Origin of the sequence: Mesorhizobium sp. CA7 (assembly GCF_020165015.1) — a bacterium.
Taxonomy (GTDB): domain Bacteria; phylum Pseudomonadota; class Alphaproteobacteria; order Rhizobiales; family Rhizobiaceae; genus Mesorhizobium.
On the sequence record NZ_JAIUHH010000003.1, the window covers coordinates 174,086 to 190,021 of the forward strand.

The window sequence follows — 15,936 nt, forward strand, 5'->3', positions numbered from 1 at the left end:
GAATGGGAGAGTCATCGTTATGTTGAAATCGAGATATGGCATCGGCGCCGTCCTGGCGCTCGGCGTTCTGACCGGCGCGGCCTTCGCGCAGGACAAGCCCGTGGCAGGCGAGGTGAAGGAAGGCTCGCTCAAAGGCAAGACCCTGACCTTCGTCTCCTATGGCGGCATATATCAGGACGGCCAGACGGCGGCGCTGAAGGAGTTCGTCGACAAGTCCGGCGTCAAGCTGCTCAATGACGGCCCGACCGAGATCGCCAAGCTGCAGGCGCAGGTCGAATCGGGCAATGTCACCTGGGACGTCGTCGATACCGACGACCTGCCGCCTTATGTCTATTGCGGCAAGCTGTTCCAGAAGCTCGATCTGACCAAGCTCGACGTCTCGAAAATCCCGGAAGGCCAGGTCGGCGAATGTTCGGTGCCGGCGATGAATTACGGCGTCGTGCTGATGTACAACAAGGAGAAGTACAAGGATAATCCGCCCAAGAGCTGGGCCGACTTCTTCGACGCCGAAAAGTTCCCGGGCGTGCGCGGCATCGACGGCTCCGGCAGCCCGACCGGCGGCCTGCTCGAACAGGCCTTCAAGGTTGCCGGCGGCGATCCGAAAGCAATGACGGTGGCCGATATCGACAAGGCCATCGACGTAGTCCGCAAGCTCGGCCCCGACACCATCTTCTGGAAGACGGGCGCTGAATCGCAGCAGCTCGCCGAATCCGGCGAGGCCGACATGCTGATGATGTGGACCGGCCGCGCCATGACCGCGGTCAAGAACGGCGCCAAATACGCACCCGCATGGCAGGATTGGCTGGTGGTGATGGACCAGATGACGATCCCGGTCGGCGTCAAGGACACGGATGCCGCTTACGCGCTGCTCAACGCCTATCTCGGCAAGAATGCCCAGGAGATCCTGACCGAGAAGACCTCCTACACGCCGATCAACAGCGAGGCGCGGCCCAAGGTCGACGCTTCCGTCGCCGCCTTCCTGACCAACACGCCGGAGCGCCAGAAGCAGGGCTACAAGCAGAACTTCAAGTTCTGGGTGCCGAACTTCGCCGTGGCGCAGGAGAAGTGGTCCGCGCTGATGGCCGGCAACTGACCGGCTGAGAGAGGCGAACTCCGTGAGCGCGCTCGAACCGACGACCCCCTCCGCCCCGCAACGGGCGGGCTGGGCGTGGCGGCCTTACGCGCTCACGCTGCCGGCGCTGTTCCTGTTGGTGGCCGTGATCGGCTACCCGCTGCTGACCATCGTGCTACGCAGCCTGTCTGAGCCGCAATGGGGCATGCAGAACTACGCCTGGTTCTTCGGCGCGCCCGTCAACCTGACGGTGCTCCAGCGCACCTTTACCATTTCGGCCTGGGTGACCGTGGTCTGTGTGGCCTGCGCTTATCCTTACGCCTATCTGATGACCGCGGTCGGGCCGCGCGTGCGGCTCGTCTTGGTGCTTTGCGTCTTGATCCCGTTCTGGGTGAGCGGCGTGGTGCGCACGCTCTCCTGGGTGATCCTGCTGCAGGATTCCGGCGTCATCAATTCGCTGCTGAGATCAGCCGGCTTCGACGGGGTCCGGCTGATCCGCACCCAGACCGGCGTGGTGATCGGCATGGCGCAGGTGCTGCTGCCCTTCATGATCCTGCCGCTCTATTCGGTGATGAAGGGCATCGACCTCAGGCTGGTGCAAGCGGCGCGAAGCCTGGGCGCGCGGCCGTCGCGCGCCTTCTTCACGGTCTACCTGCCGCTGTCGCTGCCGGGCGTCTATGCCGGCGCCATCATCGTCTTCATCCTGGCGCTGGGTTTCTATATCACGCCGGCGCTGCTCGGCGGACCGCGCTCCACCATGCTGTCGACCCTGGTGCAGACACAGGTGCTGAGCCTTCTGCAATGGGGACGCGGCGGCGCCATGGGCGTGGTGCTCCTGGTCGCGACCTTCGTCTTGCTGGCGCTGGCGGCCCCGGTGATGCGGTCCAGGCACCGGGAAGCGGGGCGACGCTGATGCAGATGAAGCCGCTCACCCGCCTCATCCTCGGTCTCGTCTGCCTGCTCGTGGCGATCTGGCTGGTGGCGCCGACGCTGGTCGTCGTGCCGATGTCGTTCAACGAGAACAAGTCGCTTGCCTTTCCGCCGCAGGGCTTTTCCTGGCAGTGGTACCAGAACTTCGCCACCAATCCGGAATGGTCGACCAGCTTCCTCAACTCGCTCAAGGTCGCTTCGCTGGTGGCGGTGCTGGCGACGGTGCTCGGCACGCTGGCCGCCTTCGGCCTCGACCGCATGAAGGCGCGGCCGGCCAATCTCTTGCGCATGCTGATGCTGACGCCGATGGTCGTGCCGGGCGTCGTTCTGGCCATCGGCATCTATGCCGTCTATCTCGACGCGCAGCTCGTCGGCACGCTGACGGGCTTCGTGCTGGCGCATACCATCCTTGCGCTGCCCTTCGTGCTGATCGCGGTCTCGGCCAATCTCGAAGTGTTCGACCGGCGGCTGGAGACGGCGGCGGCAAGCCTCGGCGCCGGCGCGCTGACCACGTTCCGCACGGTGACGCTGCCGCTGATCCTGCCCGGCATCCTGTCGGGCCTGCTGTTCGCCTTCGCCACCTCCTTCGATGAGATCGTGGTGTCGCTGTTCATCACCAATCCCTATCTCAAGACATTGCCGGTGCAGATATTTTCCTCGATCACGCGCGACGCCGATCCGACGGTCGCGGCCGTCGGCACCATCCTTTTGTTCGCCACCACGATCCTGATCGGCGGCGGCATGCTCCTCCTTGGCCGCGAGCGGAAGGGACGCCTATGAACCCGAGAGCGGAAAATCGCGGCGCCGCGATCGACCTCGATACGGTCAGCAAGGCCTATGGCTCCTTCAAGGCGCTGGACGGCGTCTCGCTCAGGATCGAGCCCGGCGAGTTCATGACGCTGCTCGGACCGAGCGGCTCGGGCAAGACGACGACGCTCAACGTGATTGCCGGCTTTACCGACGTGACCAGCGGCAAGCTTTTGGTCGGGGGAAAGAGCGTCGTCGGCGTGCCCGCGCACAAGCGCAATATCGGCGTCGTCTTCCAGCACTATGCGCTGTTCCCCCATATGACCGTCGGCCGCAACGTCGCCTACCCGCTGACATTGCGCGGCATCAAGCAGGACGAGCGCAAGAAGCGCGTCGCAAGAGCGCTCGACATGGTCAAGATGGGCGACTTCGCGCATCGCTATCCGAGTGAGCTGTCGGGCGGGCAGCAGCAGCGCGTGGCGCTGGCCCGCGCCATCGTCTTCGATCCGCCGCTGCTTCTGATGGACGAGCCGCTCGGCGCGCTCGACAAGAAACTGCGCGAATGGCTGCAGCTCGAGATCAAGCGCATCCATCGCGAGCTCGGCACCACCTTCGTCTATGTCACGCACGACCAGGAGGAGGCGCTGGTGCTGTCGGACCGGATCGCCGTGTTCAACCGCGGGCGGATCGAGCAGGTCGGCACTGGCCGCCAGCTCTATGACGAGCCGGCGACTTTGTTCGTTGGTCGCTTCATCGGCGATTCCACCGTGCTGCGCGGTGAGGTTAAGAGCGACGGCACAAGCACGGCGCTGACCATCGCCGGCGAGACGGTCAGCGCGCAGCGTCGCCTCGCGGGCGAAGCCCGTCCGGTGATGCTGCTGCGGCCGGAAAAGCTTGCCATCCGCCGGCCGGGCCAGGATGCCGCCGGCACGAACCGGCTGTCGGGAACGATCGCCGAGGCGATCTATCTCGGTTCGGGGTCGAAATATGAGGTGAAGCTTGGCGACGGCTCGACCGCGATCGTGCGTTCGCCGCTCGCCGGCGAAAGTTTCGGGCTCGGCGAGAAGGTCGAGCTGTGCTTCGACGGCGCGGATGCGAAGCTCCTGCCCGACGATAGCACGGCCGACACCCCGCTTACCTGATCATCTTTGTTTAAACGCAATTCCGGACGGAAACCGTTTCACACTTTTCCTTGAATTGCTTTGGCGGAAACCATCCCATGCAAGTCAAGCGCAACGGCGACATTTCGTTCTGGTATGCGGATCTGGGTCACATCCCCGCGCCACGCGCGCCTTTGCCCGGCGACATCGAGGCGGATGTGGCGATCGTCGGCGCCGGCTATACGGGGCTGTGGACCGCCTACTGTCTGAAGAAGGCGAAGCCATCGCTGCGCATCGTGCTCATCGAACGCGAGTTTGCCGGCTTCGGCGCCTCGGGACGCAATGGCGGCTGGCTGTCGGGCGGCTTCGGCTGGTCGCGCGAGAAATATCTGAAGACCTCGACACGGCAAGGCGTCACCGCCATGCAGAAGGCGATGGCCGGCTGCGTCGACGAGGTGATCCGGGTCGCGACGGAGGAAGGCATCGATGCCGATATCCGCCGCGTCGACAATCTGACGGTCGCCACCAATCCGGCGCAGCTGGAGCGCGTGCGCGAGGAATGCGAGACGATCCGCTCCTGGGATGCCGATCCCGAACGCATCGAGCTGCTCGACGCCGAGGCGACCCGGGCGCGCATCAACATCCGGAATGTGCTCGGCGGCTTCGTCATTCACGGCCAGGCGCGCGTGCAGCCGGCCAAGCTCGTGCGTGGGCTCGCGGCGGCGGTCGAGCGTCTAGGCGTTTCGATCTACGAGAAGACGACGGTTACCGCCATTGCGAAGGGCGTCGTGACTACGGATCGCGGCACGGTGCGGGCGGAAACCATCATCCGCGCCACCGAAGGGTTCACGGCCGGCATCCCTGGCGAGGAGCGGACTTGGCTCGCGCTCAACAGCGCGCAGATCGTCACAGAACCGCTGCCGGAAGAGCTCTGGCGCAAGATCGGCTGGGAGGGGCACGAGCTGCTCGGCAATGCCGCGCATGCCTATTGCTATGCCCAGCGCACGCGCGAGGGGCGCATCACCATGGGCGGCCGCGGCGTGCCTTACCGCTACGGGTCGCGCACCGACGTCAACGGCCAGACGCAGCAGGCGACGATCGAACAGCTGCACACGATCCTGACGACGCTCCTGCCGCAGACGGCTGGGTGCCGCATCGACCACGCCTGGTGCGGCGTGCTCGGCGTGCCGCGCGACTGGTGCACCACAGTCGGACTCGATCCCGCGACGCGGATCGGCTGGGCCGGCGGCTATGTCGGGCTCGGCGTGTCGAGCTCCAACCTGTCGGGGCGCACGCTGACCGACCTCGTGCTCGCCCAGGATACCGAGCTGACGCGGCTGCCCTGGGTCAACCGCAAGGTACGGCCCTGGGAGCCGGAGCCGTTCCGCTGGCTGGGCGTCCATTCGATGTACCAGCTCTACCGCATCGCTGACAACCGCGAGGCCGCCGGGCTTGCGCATACCTCGAAGCTTGCCGCCTTGGCGGACAGCCTCACCGGTCATTGACCATGGAGACCAGCTTGATCGATCTTTCGACTTTCCACGACCTCGCCAAGGCCGACATCGGCGCCTTTTCACCGAAACCGACCTCGATCGAAGGGGGTCAGCTGGAGGCCGCGCGATCCTTCTTCCAGTCGCCGGACGGGAGCGTCGACATCGGCATCTGGGAATGCACTCCTGGCCGCTTCACCGCCGACCGCACGAACTCGTCGGAGATCTGCCACATCATCTCCGGCCGCGTCGCGGTGAGCCGCGCCGATGGCCAGATGCGTGAGCTGGGGCCGGGAGACCTCCTCGTCCTGCCGCAGGGATGGAAGGGCGAGTGGCGCATCCACGAGACCACGCGCAAGCTCTACATGATCCAGAGCGCCGGCTGATCCTTGATCCTTCGGCGCATGTCGTTTGCCCGAAGCAGGCTTCGGACGACGTGCGATCAGTGATCGATCGGCCCCTTCGGCGAGACAAGCGTCGTGCCCGCGGTGGTCGGACGCTCGATCATGCGGCGCACGCGCGGCGGGTTGTCGCCGCTGTGCAGCGCGCGGATGCGTTCGCCGACCACGGCGTCGGCATGGGTGGCGCGCCGGTTGTGGCGGATATACTCGACCCAGGTCGGCGTGTGGTAGTGCTCGATCCACACCGACGGATTTTCGAGGTCGCGGGCCAAGGTCCAGTTGCGGGCGCCGTCACGGCGGCGGATGCGGCCGCGCTCGGCCATGGTCGCCAGGAATTCCGGCACGTCCTCCTCGCGGATGATGTACTCGATCATGATGGCGATCGGGCCGCTGCGCGGCTTGAGGTCGAGCGCCAGCATCGGTTCCTTGAAACGGTTGAGCGGATCGAGGTTGAGCACCGTCTGCCGCGGCAAGGGCAGGACGAAGCCGAGGGCGCCGCCGGCGAGCATCGCGACCGCCGCAGCGGTCAACGCGGTCTCCGCGCCATGCGCGTCGGCGACGACGCCCCAGATCCAGCTGCCCAGCGCGATGCCGCCGAAGGTCGCCGTCTGGTAGATCGACAGCACGCGGCCGACCACCCAGCGCGGCGTCGACATCTGCACCGTGACGTTGAAATGCGAGAGCGCGATCACCCAGCAGGCGCCGCCGATGAGCAGGCCCGCCGATGTCTGCCAGGCATTGTGGCTTACGGCGGCGTTGAGGGCGCATAGCGCGAAGCCGCTAAAGGCCATGCGCACCATCGTCTCGCTGGACAGCAGCTGCCTGAGCCGCACGCTGATCAGCGCGCCGCCGACCGCGCCGATGCCGAAGGCGCCGAGCATGATGCCGTAGGTCAGCGCATCGCCGTTTACGACATCGCGCGCCACCAGGGGAAGAAGCGCCAGCACCGCGCCGGCGCTGAAGCCGAAGGCCGAACCTCGGACCAGCACCTTGGCGATGTTGGGCGACATGGCGACATAGCGCAGGCCGGCGCCCATTGCCGCGCCGAGTGACTCGCGCGGCAGGGTTTGCTCGGGCAGCGCCGGCTTCCAGCGGGCGAGCACGACGATCAGGCCGATATAGCTCGCGGCATTGGCGGCGAAGGCGGCCGCCGCACCCGCGGCAGCGACGATGACGCCGCCTATGGCCGGGCCGACGCTGCGGGTGATGTTGAAACCCAGCGAATTGAGCGCGACCGCCGCCGGCACCTTGGCGCGCGGCACCATGTCGCCGACCGAGGCCTGCCATGACGGGCTGTTCAGCGCCGTGCCGCTGTCGATCAGGAAGGTGAAGGCAAGCAGCGTCCAGGGCGTCATCCAGCCTTGCCAGGTGAACAAGGTCAACAGCGCCGAGACGGCCAGCATGAAGGTCTGCGCCACCAGCATCACCTTGCGGCGGTTGAAGCTGTCGGCGATGGCGCCGGCAACGAGCGCGAACAGCATGATCGGCAAGGTGGTCGAGGCCTGGACCAGCGCCACCTGGTAGGGCGAGGTGGCGATCGTGGTCATCATCCAGGCGGCGCCCACGCCCTGGATCAGGCCGCCGAAATTCGACACCAGGCTGGCCGACCAGACGGCGCGGAAGATGCCATGCCGGAACGGCGCCAGCGCGGAGACGCGTTCGCTTTCCGGCTCGTCGTCGATCATGGTTGCGCCTTCATCCGCTATAGAGGCTCGCCGCGCCCGCGCAGGCGGGCGACTCGCCAAAGAGTGCGACCCAACAACAGGATGGCAAAGGCGAAAATGCGTCGGCGAAGCTTTAAGCCAAGCATCTGGCCTGTCTGGACCAACTTCTGGCTATGTCGCGTTTCTCGCCTCGGCATGCAGGGCCTCGGTCAGGCCGCCTGCCGTCTCGCCATTCATGTAAAGCCTGAGCAGCATTTCCATGCCGACGAGACGCAGGCGCGACGTTTCATGGCTGCTTGCCATGTCGATCAGGTCGTCCAATTCGGAAGCAGACCATTTCATCGCGTCGCGCAGCAGGCCACCGCGCAGCAGGCCCTGTGTGCCAGCCGAAAAAGCGGCATCCATCTCGAAGCCGTTCTTTGCGGCGCGAATGTTTTCGCGCGGCAGATGGCGTTCGGCGACCTGCTTGAGCAGCCACTTGCCGGTCCCGTCGCGGTATTTCTGCCGGCGCGACAGGTGAAGGGCGAAGTCGATCAGCCGGTTCTCGAGGAACGGCACCCTGAGCTCGACGGACGCCGCCATGCTCAACCGGTCGTGCCGGTGCAGCAGGTCCTGCAGGTGCGAATAGAGGTCGTAAAAGCAGCTTGCCAGGAAAGCGCGATCGCCGGGCGGCGCGACACCGTCCAACCTGTCGAACAGCTTGATCTGCAGGAAGTTCAGCTCGGGCGACAGGGCTCTGAGCGCCAGGGCGCGGTCCGTCGGCGAGCCGCGACCGATCGAGTTGCGGAACGGGGCGCGGCGCAATTCAGCGAATTTGCGGTCACGCCCGGCCTTCGACCGGAACAGGCGCTGCAGCCAGGACTGGCGCCAGAGCCTGATCGTGGATGCCTGCCATTTGTAGCCGCCGAAAAGCTCGTCGGAACCCTCGCCGGTCAGCAGCACCTTGACGCCGTCGGCGCGGCACTGCTCGGCAAGCGCCAGCAGCGCCGCGTGGCTGGCATGCCAGCCGTCGGTTTCGAGGTGCCAGACCGCGCGCGGCCAGAGCTCGAGGAACCGGTCCTTGTCCAAAGGCACCCGACGCAGGCTGACGCCGACATGCCGACCGGTCCGCTCTGCATCCTCGGCCTCGCTGCGGCCGAGCTTCGGGTCGACGACGTAACCATGCATCTCAGGCCTGAAGCGTTTGGCAAGCGCGGTGATCAGGCCGGAATCGATGCCGCCGCTGCAGGCGGTGGCAAGGCTGGTATCGGCGATGCAATGCAGCTCGACACTTTCCTCGAGCAGCGTCCGGAGCGTCGCCATATGTTCGGCGTCGGATGTCTTGTCGCCGGCGATGCGCGCGGTCTCGAGGACGTCGAGGACATGCCAGAAGCGGCGCTTCTCGATGCCCTGCGCCGTGATCTTCCAGAGGCCGGCCGGCGGCAGGCGCTCGATGCCGTCGAAGACGCTGTAGCTCGAATCGCGGCTCTGCCAAGCCAGCCGCAGCGTCAGCTCGCGCGTGTCGATCCGGCGGGTAAAGTCGTGGCAGGCGAGGATCGCCTTGTCCTCTGAGGCGAACAGCAGTCGGTCGCCGGTCTCGGCCACCGACATCGGTTTGATGCCCAGCCTGTCCCTGGCAAGCCACAAGGCGCCGGCGCTGGCATCGAAATAGGCGAAGGAGAACATGCCGTCGAACAACGGCACCGCCTTTTGCGGGCCCCAGTGATGCAGGGCCTGAAGCACCACCTCGGTGTCGGACACCGTGCGGAACGTCAGGCCTTCCGCCTCCAGCGACTTGCGCAACGAGCGAAAATTATAGACCTCGCCATTGTAGCACAGCACACCGTCGCCGGATGCGGTCAACATCGGCTCGCGCGCGGCGGGCGATGGGTCGATGATGGTCAGCCGGCGATGGCCGAGCGCCAGGCGGGCGTCGTTCCAGTTGTCGTGATCGTCGGGACCGCGATGCGCCAATGCCTGCATCATGCGCGCGACGTCGCGACGATCGCCGCTGCCGATCGGATCGCGCTTTCGCCAGACGCCGGCTATTGCGCACATGGCCCGCCGGCCGTTCTTGCCTGATGCATCGCTTCCTGAAAGTGGCCTAGGACGAGGGCGCCGACCGATGCCGGCGCGCTTCACAATCTAGCTGCTACAGATGCCGCTGCAAGATCATCCGGATCGGGGCGGAGGCCACCCGACGCTCGCGGCCTTGCGTCAGAAGCCGTGCTCGATGCGTTCGAAGATGACGTTGGTGAAGGCCGAGATCTGGCCGCCGATGAAGGGACCGGTCAGCGCCACCACGAGCATGATGGCGACGATCTTCGGCACGAAGGTCAGCGTGATTTCCTGAATCTGTGTCAGCGCCTGGATGAGCGCGATGCCGATGCCGACGACCATCGCCACCAGCACCACGGGAGCGGAAGCGGTAAGAACCGTCCACACGGCGTACTGGACGATGTCGAGGGCATCGGCCTCGTTCATGGCTGACCTCTCGCGAGCCCGCTAAAGCGGGTCGCATGAAAAACAGTTCACGCGACCTGTTTTTGGTTTTGATTTAAGCATGTCTTTGCCCCGAAACCGGATCCACTTTCGTGAGACATGCTCAGGCGGCCGGCTTGATCGACACGCCCGCGCCGACGGGAACCTGGGTGCCGTCCTGCAGCACGGCGATCAGGCCGCTGCTGGAGAGCGTCACCGAAGCCACCGTTCCGGTTGTCTTGCCGTCGGCCGAGGTGATCGAGCGGCCGATCAGCGCATCGGCCTGCGACAATGCCGAGGACTGCATGATCTGGTCGAGCTTGGTGTTGGTCTGCACCGACTGCTCGACCTGGGAGAAGGTGGCGAGCTGCGCGACATATTGCGTGGAATCCATCGGCTTGGTCGGATCCTGGTTCTTCATCTCGGCGATCAGGAGCTTCAGGAACGACTGGTAGTCAACCGCCGTCTTGGAAGTCTTCTGGCTGGCTTGGTTGGCGCCAACCGGGATCGTTGTCGTCATGTCGACGGCCATTTTATGCTCCTACAGCCAGCGCGCGCGGCGTTTGGGAAATGTCGTCATCGTCTTCGAGCACCCTGCGCTCGAGCGGATAGAGCGCGCGGATCGCTTTCAGCGCCTCGTAGATCTCATCCTCGCCGACCATCCGGTCGATCTGCTTCAGGCTGTTGCAGATGTCCTGGTTGTCGAAGCTTGCGATCAGCATCGGCAGCGAGCGGCGGAACATCTCGCGCGCCTCGGGGGCGCCGAGCGGGTTGATCAGCATGATCTGCACGATGAAATAAAGCTGCCTGAGCGGCGTAGAGGCCTGATCGGCCTGGAGGACGTGGCTTTCGAGCAGGAACTGCACGTCGTTCATCAGCTCGATGGTGACCTTGCGGTCGACGCGGATGACCGCGCCGTTGATATAGATCTTCTCGTTGGGCTTTAGTGAGATCTTCAGCGTGTTGGTCATTGGATGCCGTCTCGGATGATCTGGGAGACCTCGATCAGTCCTTCGAAATTGTTGGTGCGGCCCTGGCGGATGTCTTCCGTCTCGCGCAGCAGCCATAAGCCGATCGAGATCAGGTTGGCGCGCAGTTCCTTGGGCAGGGCGTTGTCGCTGGAGCCGAGATCCTCGACGAAGGTGGTCCAGATGCGGTTGGTGAAATGCAGCGCCTCGACGGCTTCCATCGACTCGGTGCCAACGGCTGCTGCCGCCGCCAGCATGTCGATCGACCGGGTGAGCAGCTGCCGCTCCCGGTCCTTGGCATCGGCGACGGAGTCGGTCTGGATGTCGGCGTAGGAGAATTGATACATCGTCGGCGCTCTGGCGTTCCGGTTTACGTGTTCAAGTCAGATAGTTCAGCAGGCTGAGCTGCTGCAGACGCGCGGTCAAGGCGAAGGAGGTCTCGATATGCTGTGTCAGGTCGGCGACCCGGGTAGCGGCTTCCGCGGGATCGACGCCTTCGAGATCGACGATATGCTTCTCGAACAGGTCGACCTGGGTTTTCATGCGGTCGCTGGCGTCGGATACGCGCTGCTGGGCAAGGCCCGTTTCGGCCCGCACCTGGGTAATGCCGCCGATGGCTTCGCCGACCAGCGCCTGCGCGCGGCTGACGACCGCGTTCTGGGCGGCCTCGCTGATGCTGCCGGTAAGCAGGCTGCTGACCATGGCGGACGCCATGGCGAGCTTGCGGATACCCTGCTCGTTGGCGCTGACCGAGGTCTGCGTGGTTTCGTTGAGCGAGATGCGGCTGGTGATCTGCTCATCGGTGGCGCTCGACCAGTTGGCCTGCCAGCCGGCGCCCAGGAATTGCGGCTCGACTTTGGTGGTGATGAAGTCGTCCATCTGGGCAGCGGTGATGTTGGCCGCCGCCGGGTCGGTTTGGGCAAAGCCGAAATAGCTCGAGAAGGCCGCATCGAAGGCGGCTTTGGCCGGCGAGCCCGTGGCGTTGAAATCGTCGATCGGCTTGACGTCGGTGTTGGTGCCGGCAAACAGATATTCGCCGTTGACGCTGGTGTTCAAAATACCCGTCATCTGCTGCAGCGCCGAGGCGCCGGCGGTCTGCAGGATGCTGGTCGAGGAGTCGCCCGACACGCCGCTGGTCAGCGCCGACAGGAAGCTCTGCGCGGCACCGGCGATCTGGCCGAGCGAATCCTGGGTCGATGTCAGTCGCGCGGTGACGAGCGCGTTGGAATCGACGATGCCGTTCAGCCGGTCGAGGTCGCGCTGGAAGGTGACGGCCTGGGTCGTGCGCCCGCCAAGCGCCAGACCGACATCCGCGACCTTGCCGGTCGTGGATTCCGTCGTCGCCTTCACAAGGTCGGCCTGCATTTTCGCTTGCTGGTAACGCAGGGCGTTGGAGATGGCGGCTGAGGAAACGGCTGTCGCTTTCATGAATTATCCTACCGCGCTCATCAGGGCGTCCAGCATGTCGCTCACGGTCTTCATCATATGCGCCGAGGCCTGATAGGTGTGCTCGAGGTCGAGAAGCAGGGACATCTCCTGGTCGACATTGACCCCGGTATCGTTGGACAGCGCCTCGGCCGTTCGCGCTGCCAGCGCCTGCTTGCTGTCGGCATTGGTCGCGGCCTGCTGGCGCACGCCTTCGAACCAGCCGATGGCATTGGCCGCGTAGTCGGAGACGCCGGAGCTGACGGCGATGCCGGCCGAGGCATCGAAGGCCATCGGCTGATCGAGCTTGTTGCCGTAGCCGATCAGAAGGTCCGAATAGGATGCGTTGCCGGTGTTGACGACATAGGCCGCGCCGTTGGCGCCGCCGTCGCGCAACAGCGCGGGATTGCCGCCAGCGCTCGGATCGAAGGCGACGTTGACGCCAATCGATCCGGCGAGGCCGTCGACCAGGGTGCCGGCGGCCGGGATTGCCGGCGCGCCGGACCATGTGAACAGGCCGGCCGCATTGGGCTGCGGTGGCGCGGTTTCGGCAAACGCGGTGATAAGGCCGCGCGCGATCTCGTCGAGTTGGCTCTGCATGGTTGAGGCGACGCCGTCGCGCAGCTTCAGCAGGCCCGCAAGCTTGCCGTCGGCGGTCGCGTTGTCGCCAGTGCCGGCCGAGACCGGCACATTGTCGATGTAGACCGTGTTGCCGGGCGTGCCGGCCGAATAGCCGGCCGACGGCGCGAAGGTCACCGAGCGCGGCACGGTCTCGAACAGCGTCGTGCCGTCCTTGGTGGTGACGACCATGTCGTTGTCGCCGCGCGTGAAGGTCGATACCGGGACATATTCCGATATCTTTTTCAGGAGCGCGTCGCGCTGATCGAGCGCGTCGGACACGTCGGTACCAGATCGCGTGCCGGAGATGACGGCCTTGTTGGCATCCTGGAACTGGCCGAGCAGGGAGTTGAGGTCGTCGACGGCGGTGGCGATCTGGCTGTCGGCCTGGGTGCGGAAGTCCTGGATCGCCTTGGTGCCGCTGTTGAGAGAATTCACCACCTGCTTGGCGGCATCGATGACGCTGGTGCCGAGGTTCTGGTTCGATGGCGTCGTGGCGTAAAGCTGCAGAGATTGTTGCAGCTTGGCGATGGCCGTCGAGGGAGACGACGCGTTGTCGACCCCGTTGACCGACAGTTCGAGTTGATCCATGCCGTTGTAAAGCGCGCTCTGGCCGCTCCATGCCGACAGCGCCGAAAGGTTCTGGCGGAACAGGAGCTCGTTCGCGGCGCGTTGGATTTCCACCGCCCGGGCGCCCGGCGCCGTGCTGGTCACCACGGCGATGCGGCGGGTATAGTCAGGGTTCGACGCGTCGGCCACATTGCGCGATACGACGCTGGTCTGCTTGGACGTGGCCAGGAGCGCCGATTGGGCAATGCTTAGTGCGGAGGAAAGCGACATGCTGATCTTTCACGGGCGGCGCCCGTCGTTTATCTCTTCAAGTTGACGAGGACGTCCATCAGGTCCGAGCCGGTCTGGAAGACCTTGGAATTGGCGGTGTAGCTGCGCTGCGCCGCAATCATGTTGGTCAGTTCCTCGGCGATATCGACGTTGGAGTTTTCGAGCGCCCCGGAGACGATGGAGCCGAGCTTGCCCTCATTGGCAAAGCCGATGTGGACGGCGCCGGAGTCGGTGCTCTGCACATAGATGTTGCCGGGCATTGCGGTGAGATTGTCGGGGCTCTGAACGTCGGCAAGCGGGATCTTGTAAAGCGCCTTGGTCGAGCCGTCCGCGAACTGAGCGTAGATGACGCCGTCCTGGCCGATCTGAACCTTCTGGATGGAGCTCGGTGCGTTGCCGTTGACCTTGGCGTCGGCGACGGTGAAGCCGGTGCCGAGCTGGGTCAGCTTGGAGAGATCGAGGTTGAGGGTCTGGCCGCCCGGAACGGTGAAGGAGACGCCAGTGGTCGCGCCGGTGAGCTTGCCGGTGGTGGTGTCGAAGGTGAGGTTGGCCGATCCCAGCGCACCGCCGGTATAGGGGAAGGATGTGCCGGGGGTCGCCTTCGACTGATCGAAGACTGAGACTTCCCATGTTCCGGTGCCGGTCTTGGTGAAATAGACGTCGAGCAGCTTCTTGTTGCCGAGATTGTCATAGGCGACCAGCGACGTTTTCGACGTGTATTCGGCGGTCGCGCTGTTGCTGGACGGCAGCGGACCGGAGGGCGGCGTCGCGCCCGCGGGCAGGTTGCCGGAGAACAGGCCCTCGGTGCTCGGCGTCGCCGTCATTTGCTGATCGGAGATCTGCACCGGCACGAGGCCCTCGAAGCCGTTGGCGGTCGCTGCCGGATCGCCATTGGCGTAGTCGTAGGCCATGAGCTGGTAGCCCGCGGCATTGACCAGCCGGCCCTGCGCATCCGGGACGAAGGAACCGGCGCGGGTGAGATAGGGCGTGCCGCCGGCATCCTGGACGACGAAGAAGCCGTCGCCGTTGACGGCAAGATCGGACACCGAGGTGGTGTAGGTCATGACGCCTTGCGTGCTGACGGCCGAGCGGATCGTGGTGGTCACGCCACCGGAATTATAGGCGCCGCCGGTGCCGGGCATGATCAGTGACGAGAACTCGGCCGAAGAGCGCTTGTAGCCGGTGGTGTCGGAGTTGGCGATGTTGTCGGCCACCGCGGAGAGGCGGTTGGCCTGCGCGTTCATGCCGGAAACGCCGGTCCGCATCATTCCGTAGAGGCTCATCGATGGATCTCCGCAGTGCCTGGGTAGCAGGCCGTAAAATTATGCCTCGTGTCTTGCGCGAGGCTGGCGCGGGATGGGCCTAGAGTGCGATGGCGCTTCGTTGAATCGCCATCACGCACTGACTCTTTGTTGGAGCATGATCCTTGTCCGAAAACCGGTTCCCATTTTTTGCTTTCGCTGACCTTCGGTTCGGGATCACGCTCGAGGGCGGCCATCAAAACACCAGCCGGTAGCCGAGGAACCTCTTGGAATCGATCGGATCGTGACCGAGCTTCTCGCGCAGCTTCTTGCGCAACTTCGAGATGTGACTCTCAACCACGTTCTCCTCGACCTCCTCGTCGAAGATGCCGTAGATGGCGTTGAAGACCTGGGTCTTGGTCACGCGCCGGCCACGGTTGCCGGCCAGATATTCCAGGATGCGCCGCTCGCGCCGCGGCAGCGGCAGCGGCTCGCCGTTGATCTCCGGATCGCGGCCGTCCATGAAGATCCGCATCGACCCGACCTCGGTATAGGCGGCCTCTTCGGAGCCGCGGCGGCGGATGGCGGTGATGCGGGCTAGAATCTCACGGATATGCACCGGCTTGCGCACGACATCGTCGACGCCGCTTTCGAACAGCCGCAGCGTGTGCTCGAGCGAGTGATGTTCGCTCAGCGCGATCACCGGCGCGCCGGTGCGGTCGCGGATCTGGCGCGGCGATATCGCGCCTTCGCGGCAGTCGCCGATGAGAAAGGCCCTGACGGATCTGAGATCGGTGTCGGCAGCGGAACTCACCCACTCGCCGAATTCGCTCGGCGCGAAGCCGGCAGTGGCCACCCCCTCGCGATCGAAAAGTGAAGAGTAGCCCTCTGTCACGAGCTCTCGCTCGTCAACGATCACGATCATCGGCCCGCCCTCCGAATCATTTCACTTGCCCCGTGGGGAAAGGCGTACCCGGCTC

At 65.0% G+C, this 15,936-nt stretch carries 16 protein-coding genes; 6 read left to right on the forward strand and 10 right to left on the reverse strand.

Features of this window, described 5'->3' with window-relative positions:
* Positions 1-19: 19 nt before the first annotated feature.
* The 6 genes from LB552_RS08470 to LB552_RS08495 all read left to right on the forward strand — a co-directional run bounded on the left by LB552_RS08470 (position 20) and on the right by LB552_RS08495 (position 5,725).
* The gene (locus LB552_RS08470) at positions 20-1,093 is read left to right on the forward strand and encodes an extracellular solute-binding protein (RefSeq protein WP_224603808.1); all 1,074 of its coding nucleotides are present in this window, start codon (positions 20-22) and stop codon (positions 1,091-1,093) included.
* A gap of 22 nt (positions 1,094-1,115) precedes the next feature.
* Positions 1,116-1,985 carry an ABC transporter permease gene (locus LB552_RS08475; protein ID WP_224543350.1) on the forward strand — a complete coding sequence of 290 codons (870 nt, stop codon included), beginning with the start codon at positions 1,116-1,118 and terminating at the stop codon, positions 1,983-1,985.
* Positions 1,985-2,782, forward strand: coding sequence for an ABC transporter permease (locus tag LB552_RS08480; protein ID WP_224603817.1), 798 nt, complete (start codon positions 1,985-1,987; stop codon positions 2,780-2,782). Before LB552_RS08475 ends, LB552_RS08480 begins: the two co-directional genes overlap by 1 nt.
* Complete coding sequence (locus tag LB552_RS08485) at positions 2,779-3,891, forward strand: ABC transporter ATP-binding protein (protein ID WP_224603821.1); 1,113 nt, start codon at positions 2,779-2,781, stop codon at positions 3,889-3,891. The genes LB552_RS08480 and LB552_RS08485 overlap by 4 nt, the downstream gene beginning before the upstream one ends.
* 77 nt (positions 3,892-3,968) lie before the next feature.
* Positions 3,969-5,354: an NAD(P)/FAD-dependent oxidoreductase gene (locus LB552_RS08490; RefSeq protein WP_224603823.1), complete on the forward strand. Its 1,386-nt coding sequence runs from the start codon at positions 3,969-3,971 to the stop codon at positions 5,352-5,354.
* A 2-nt stretch (positions 5,355-5,356) separates the two neighbouring features.
* The gene (locus tag LB552_RS08495) at positions 5,357-5,725 is read left to right on the forward strand and encodes a cupin domain-containing protein (RefSeq protein WP_224603843.1); all 369 of its coding nucleotides are present in this window, start codon (positions 5,357-5,359) and stop codon (positions 5,723-5,725) included.
* Positions 5,726-5,781: 56 nt separating this feature from the next.
* Here the strand turns inward: LB552_RS08495 and LB552_RS08500 are convergent, their stop codons facing one another.
* From LB552_RS08500 to LB552_RS08545, 10 genes are all read right to left on the reverse strand, one after another.
* The gene (locus LB552_RS08500) at positions 5,782-7,425 is read right to left on the reverse strand and encodes an MFS transporter (protein ID WP_224603846.1); all 1,644 of its coding nucleotides are present in this window, start codon (positions 7,423-7,425) and stop codon (positions 5,782-5,784) included.
* A 150-nt stretch (positions 7,426-7,575) separates the two neighbouring features.
* Positions 7,576-9,441: an asparagine synthase (glutamine-hydrolyzing) gene (gene asnB, locus LB552_RS08505; protein ID WP_224603849.1), complete on the reverse strand. Its 1,866-nt coding sequence runs from the start codon at positions 9,439-9,441 to the stop codon at positions 7,576-7,578.
* 159 nt (positions 9,442-9,600) lie between these two features.
* Positions 9,601-9,867, reverse strand: coding sequence for a flagellar biosynthesis protein FliQ (gene fliQ / locus LB552_RS08510; RefSeq protein ID WP_095766361.1), 267 nt, complete (start codon positions 9,865-9,867; stop codon positions 9,601-9,603).
* Between the two features lie 121 nt (positions 9,868-9,988).
* Positions 9,989-10,396 (reverse strand): flagellar hook assembly protein FlgD, encoded by a 408-nt coding sequence (gene flgD, locus LB552_RS08515; protein WP_140632323.1) that lies wholly within the window; start codon positions 10,394-10,396, stop codon positions 9,989-9,991.
* 1 nt (position 10,397) lies between these two features.
* Positions 10,398-10,835 (reverse strand): flagellar biosynthesis repressor FlbT, encoded by a 438-nt coding sequence (gene flbT / locus LB552_RS08520; protein WP_224603851.1) that lies wholly within the window; start codon positions 10,833-10,835, stop codon positions 10,398-10,400.
* Positions 10,832-11,179, reverse strand: a complete 348-nt coding sequence (flaF, locus tag LB552_RS08525; protein WP_040989989.1) for a flagellar biosynthesis regulator FlaF — start codon at positions 11,177-11,179, stop codon at positions 10,832-10,834. Before flaF ends, flbT begins: the two co-directional genes overlap by 4 nt.
* Positions 11,180-11,210: 31 nt before the next feature.
* Positions 11,211-12,260 carry a flagellar hook-associated family protein gene (locus LB552_RS08530; RefSeq protein WP_224524328.1) on the reverse strand — a complete coding sequence of 350 codons (1,050 nt, stop codon included), beginning with the start codon at positions 12,258-12,260 and terminating at the stop codon, positions 11,211-11,213.
* Between the two features lie 3 nt (positions 12,261-12,263).
* The gene (gene flgK, locus LB552_RS08535; RefSeq protein ID WP_224603854.1) at positions 12,264-13,715 is read right to left on the reverse strand and encodes a flagellar hook-associated protein FlgK; all 1,452 of its coding nucleotides are present in this window, start codon (positions 13,713-13,715) and stop codon (positions 12,264-12,266) included.
* Between the two features lie 29 nt (positions 13,716-13,744).
* Positions 13,745-14,998, reverse strand: coding sequence for a flagellar hook protein FlgE (locus LB552_RS08540; protein WP_224603856.1), 1,254 nt, complete (start codon positions 14,996-14,998; stop codon positions 13,745-13,747).
* 214 nt (positions 14,999-15,212) lie between these two features.
* Entirely contained in the window at positions 15,213-15,881 is a 669-nt protein-coding gene (locus LB552_RS08545) for a response regulator transcription factor (protein WP_224603859.1), read from the reverse strand.
* Between the last annotated feature and the right edge of the window lie 55 nt (positions 15,882-15,936).

Bases quoted from the DNA above. Each gene is read 5' to 3' on its own strand.
- LB552_RS08495 (WP_224603843.1), top strand. From the start codon at position 5,357: ATGGAGACCAGCTTGATCGATCTTTCGACTTTCCACGACCTCGCCAAG.
- flgD (WP_140632323.1), bottom strand. From the start codon at position 10,396: ATGGCCGTCGACATGACGACAACGATCCCGGTTGGCGCCAACCAAGCC.
- flaF (WP_040989989.1), bottom strand. From the start codon at position 11,179: ATGTATCAATTCTCCTACGCCGACATCCAGACCGACTCCGTCGCCGAT.
- LB552_RS08530 (WP_224524328.1), bottom strand. From the start codon at position 12,260: ATGAAAGCGACAGCCGTTTCCTCAGCCGCCATCTCCAACGCCCTGCGT.
- LB552_RS08485 (WP_224603821.1), top strand. From the start codon at position 2,779: ATGAACCCGAGAGCGGAAAATCGCGGCGCCGCGATCGACCTCGATACG.
- asnB (WP_224603849.1), bottom strand. From the start codon at position 9,441: ATGTGCGCAATAGCCGGCGTCTGGCGAAAGCGCGATCCGATCGGCAGC.
- LB552_RS08540 (WP_224603856.1), bottom strand. From the start codon at position 14,998: ATGAGCCTCTACGGAATGATGCGGACCGGCGTTTCCGGCATGAACGCG.
- flgK (WP_224603854.1), bottom strand. From the start codon at position 13,715: ATGTCGCTTTCCTCCGCACTAAGCATTGCCCAATCGGCGCTCCTGGCC.
- LB552_RS08470 (WP_224603808.1), top strand. From the start codon at position 20: ATGTTGAAATCGAGATATGGCATCGGCGCCGTCCTGGCGCTCGGCGTT.
- LB552_RS08500 (WP_224603846.1), bottom strand. From the start codon at position 7,425: ATGATCGACGACGAGCCGGAAAGCGAACGCGTCTCCGCGCTGGCGCCG.
- fliQ (WP_095766361.1), bottom strand. From the start codon at position 9,867: ATGAACGAGGCCGATGCCCTCGACATCGTCCAGTACGCCGTGTGGACG.
- LB552_RS08490 (WP_224603823.1), top strand. From the start codon at position 3,969: ATGCAAGTCAAGCGCAACGGCGACATTTCGTTCTGGTATGCGGATCTG.
- flbT (WP_224603851.1), bottom strand. From the start codon at position 10,835: ATGACCAACACGCTGAAGATCTCACTAAAGCCCAACGAGAAGATCTAT.
- LB552_RS08545 (WP_224603859.1), bottom strand. From the start codon at position 15,881: ATGATCGTGATCGTTGACGAGCGAGAGCTCGTGACAGAGGGCTACTCT.
- LB552_RS08480 (WP_224603817.1), top strand. From the start codon at position 1,985: ATGCAGATGAAGCCGCTCACCCGCCTCATCCTCGGTCTCGTCTGCCTG.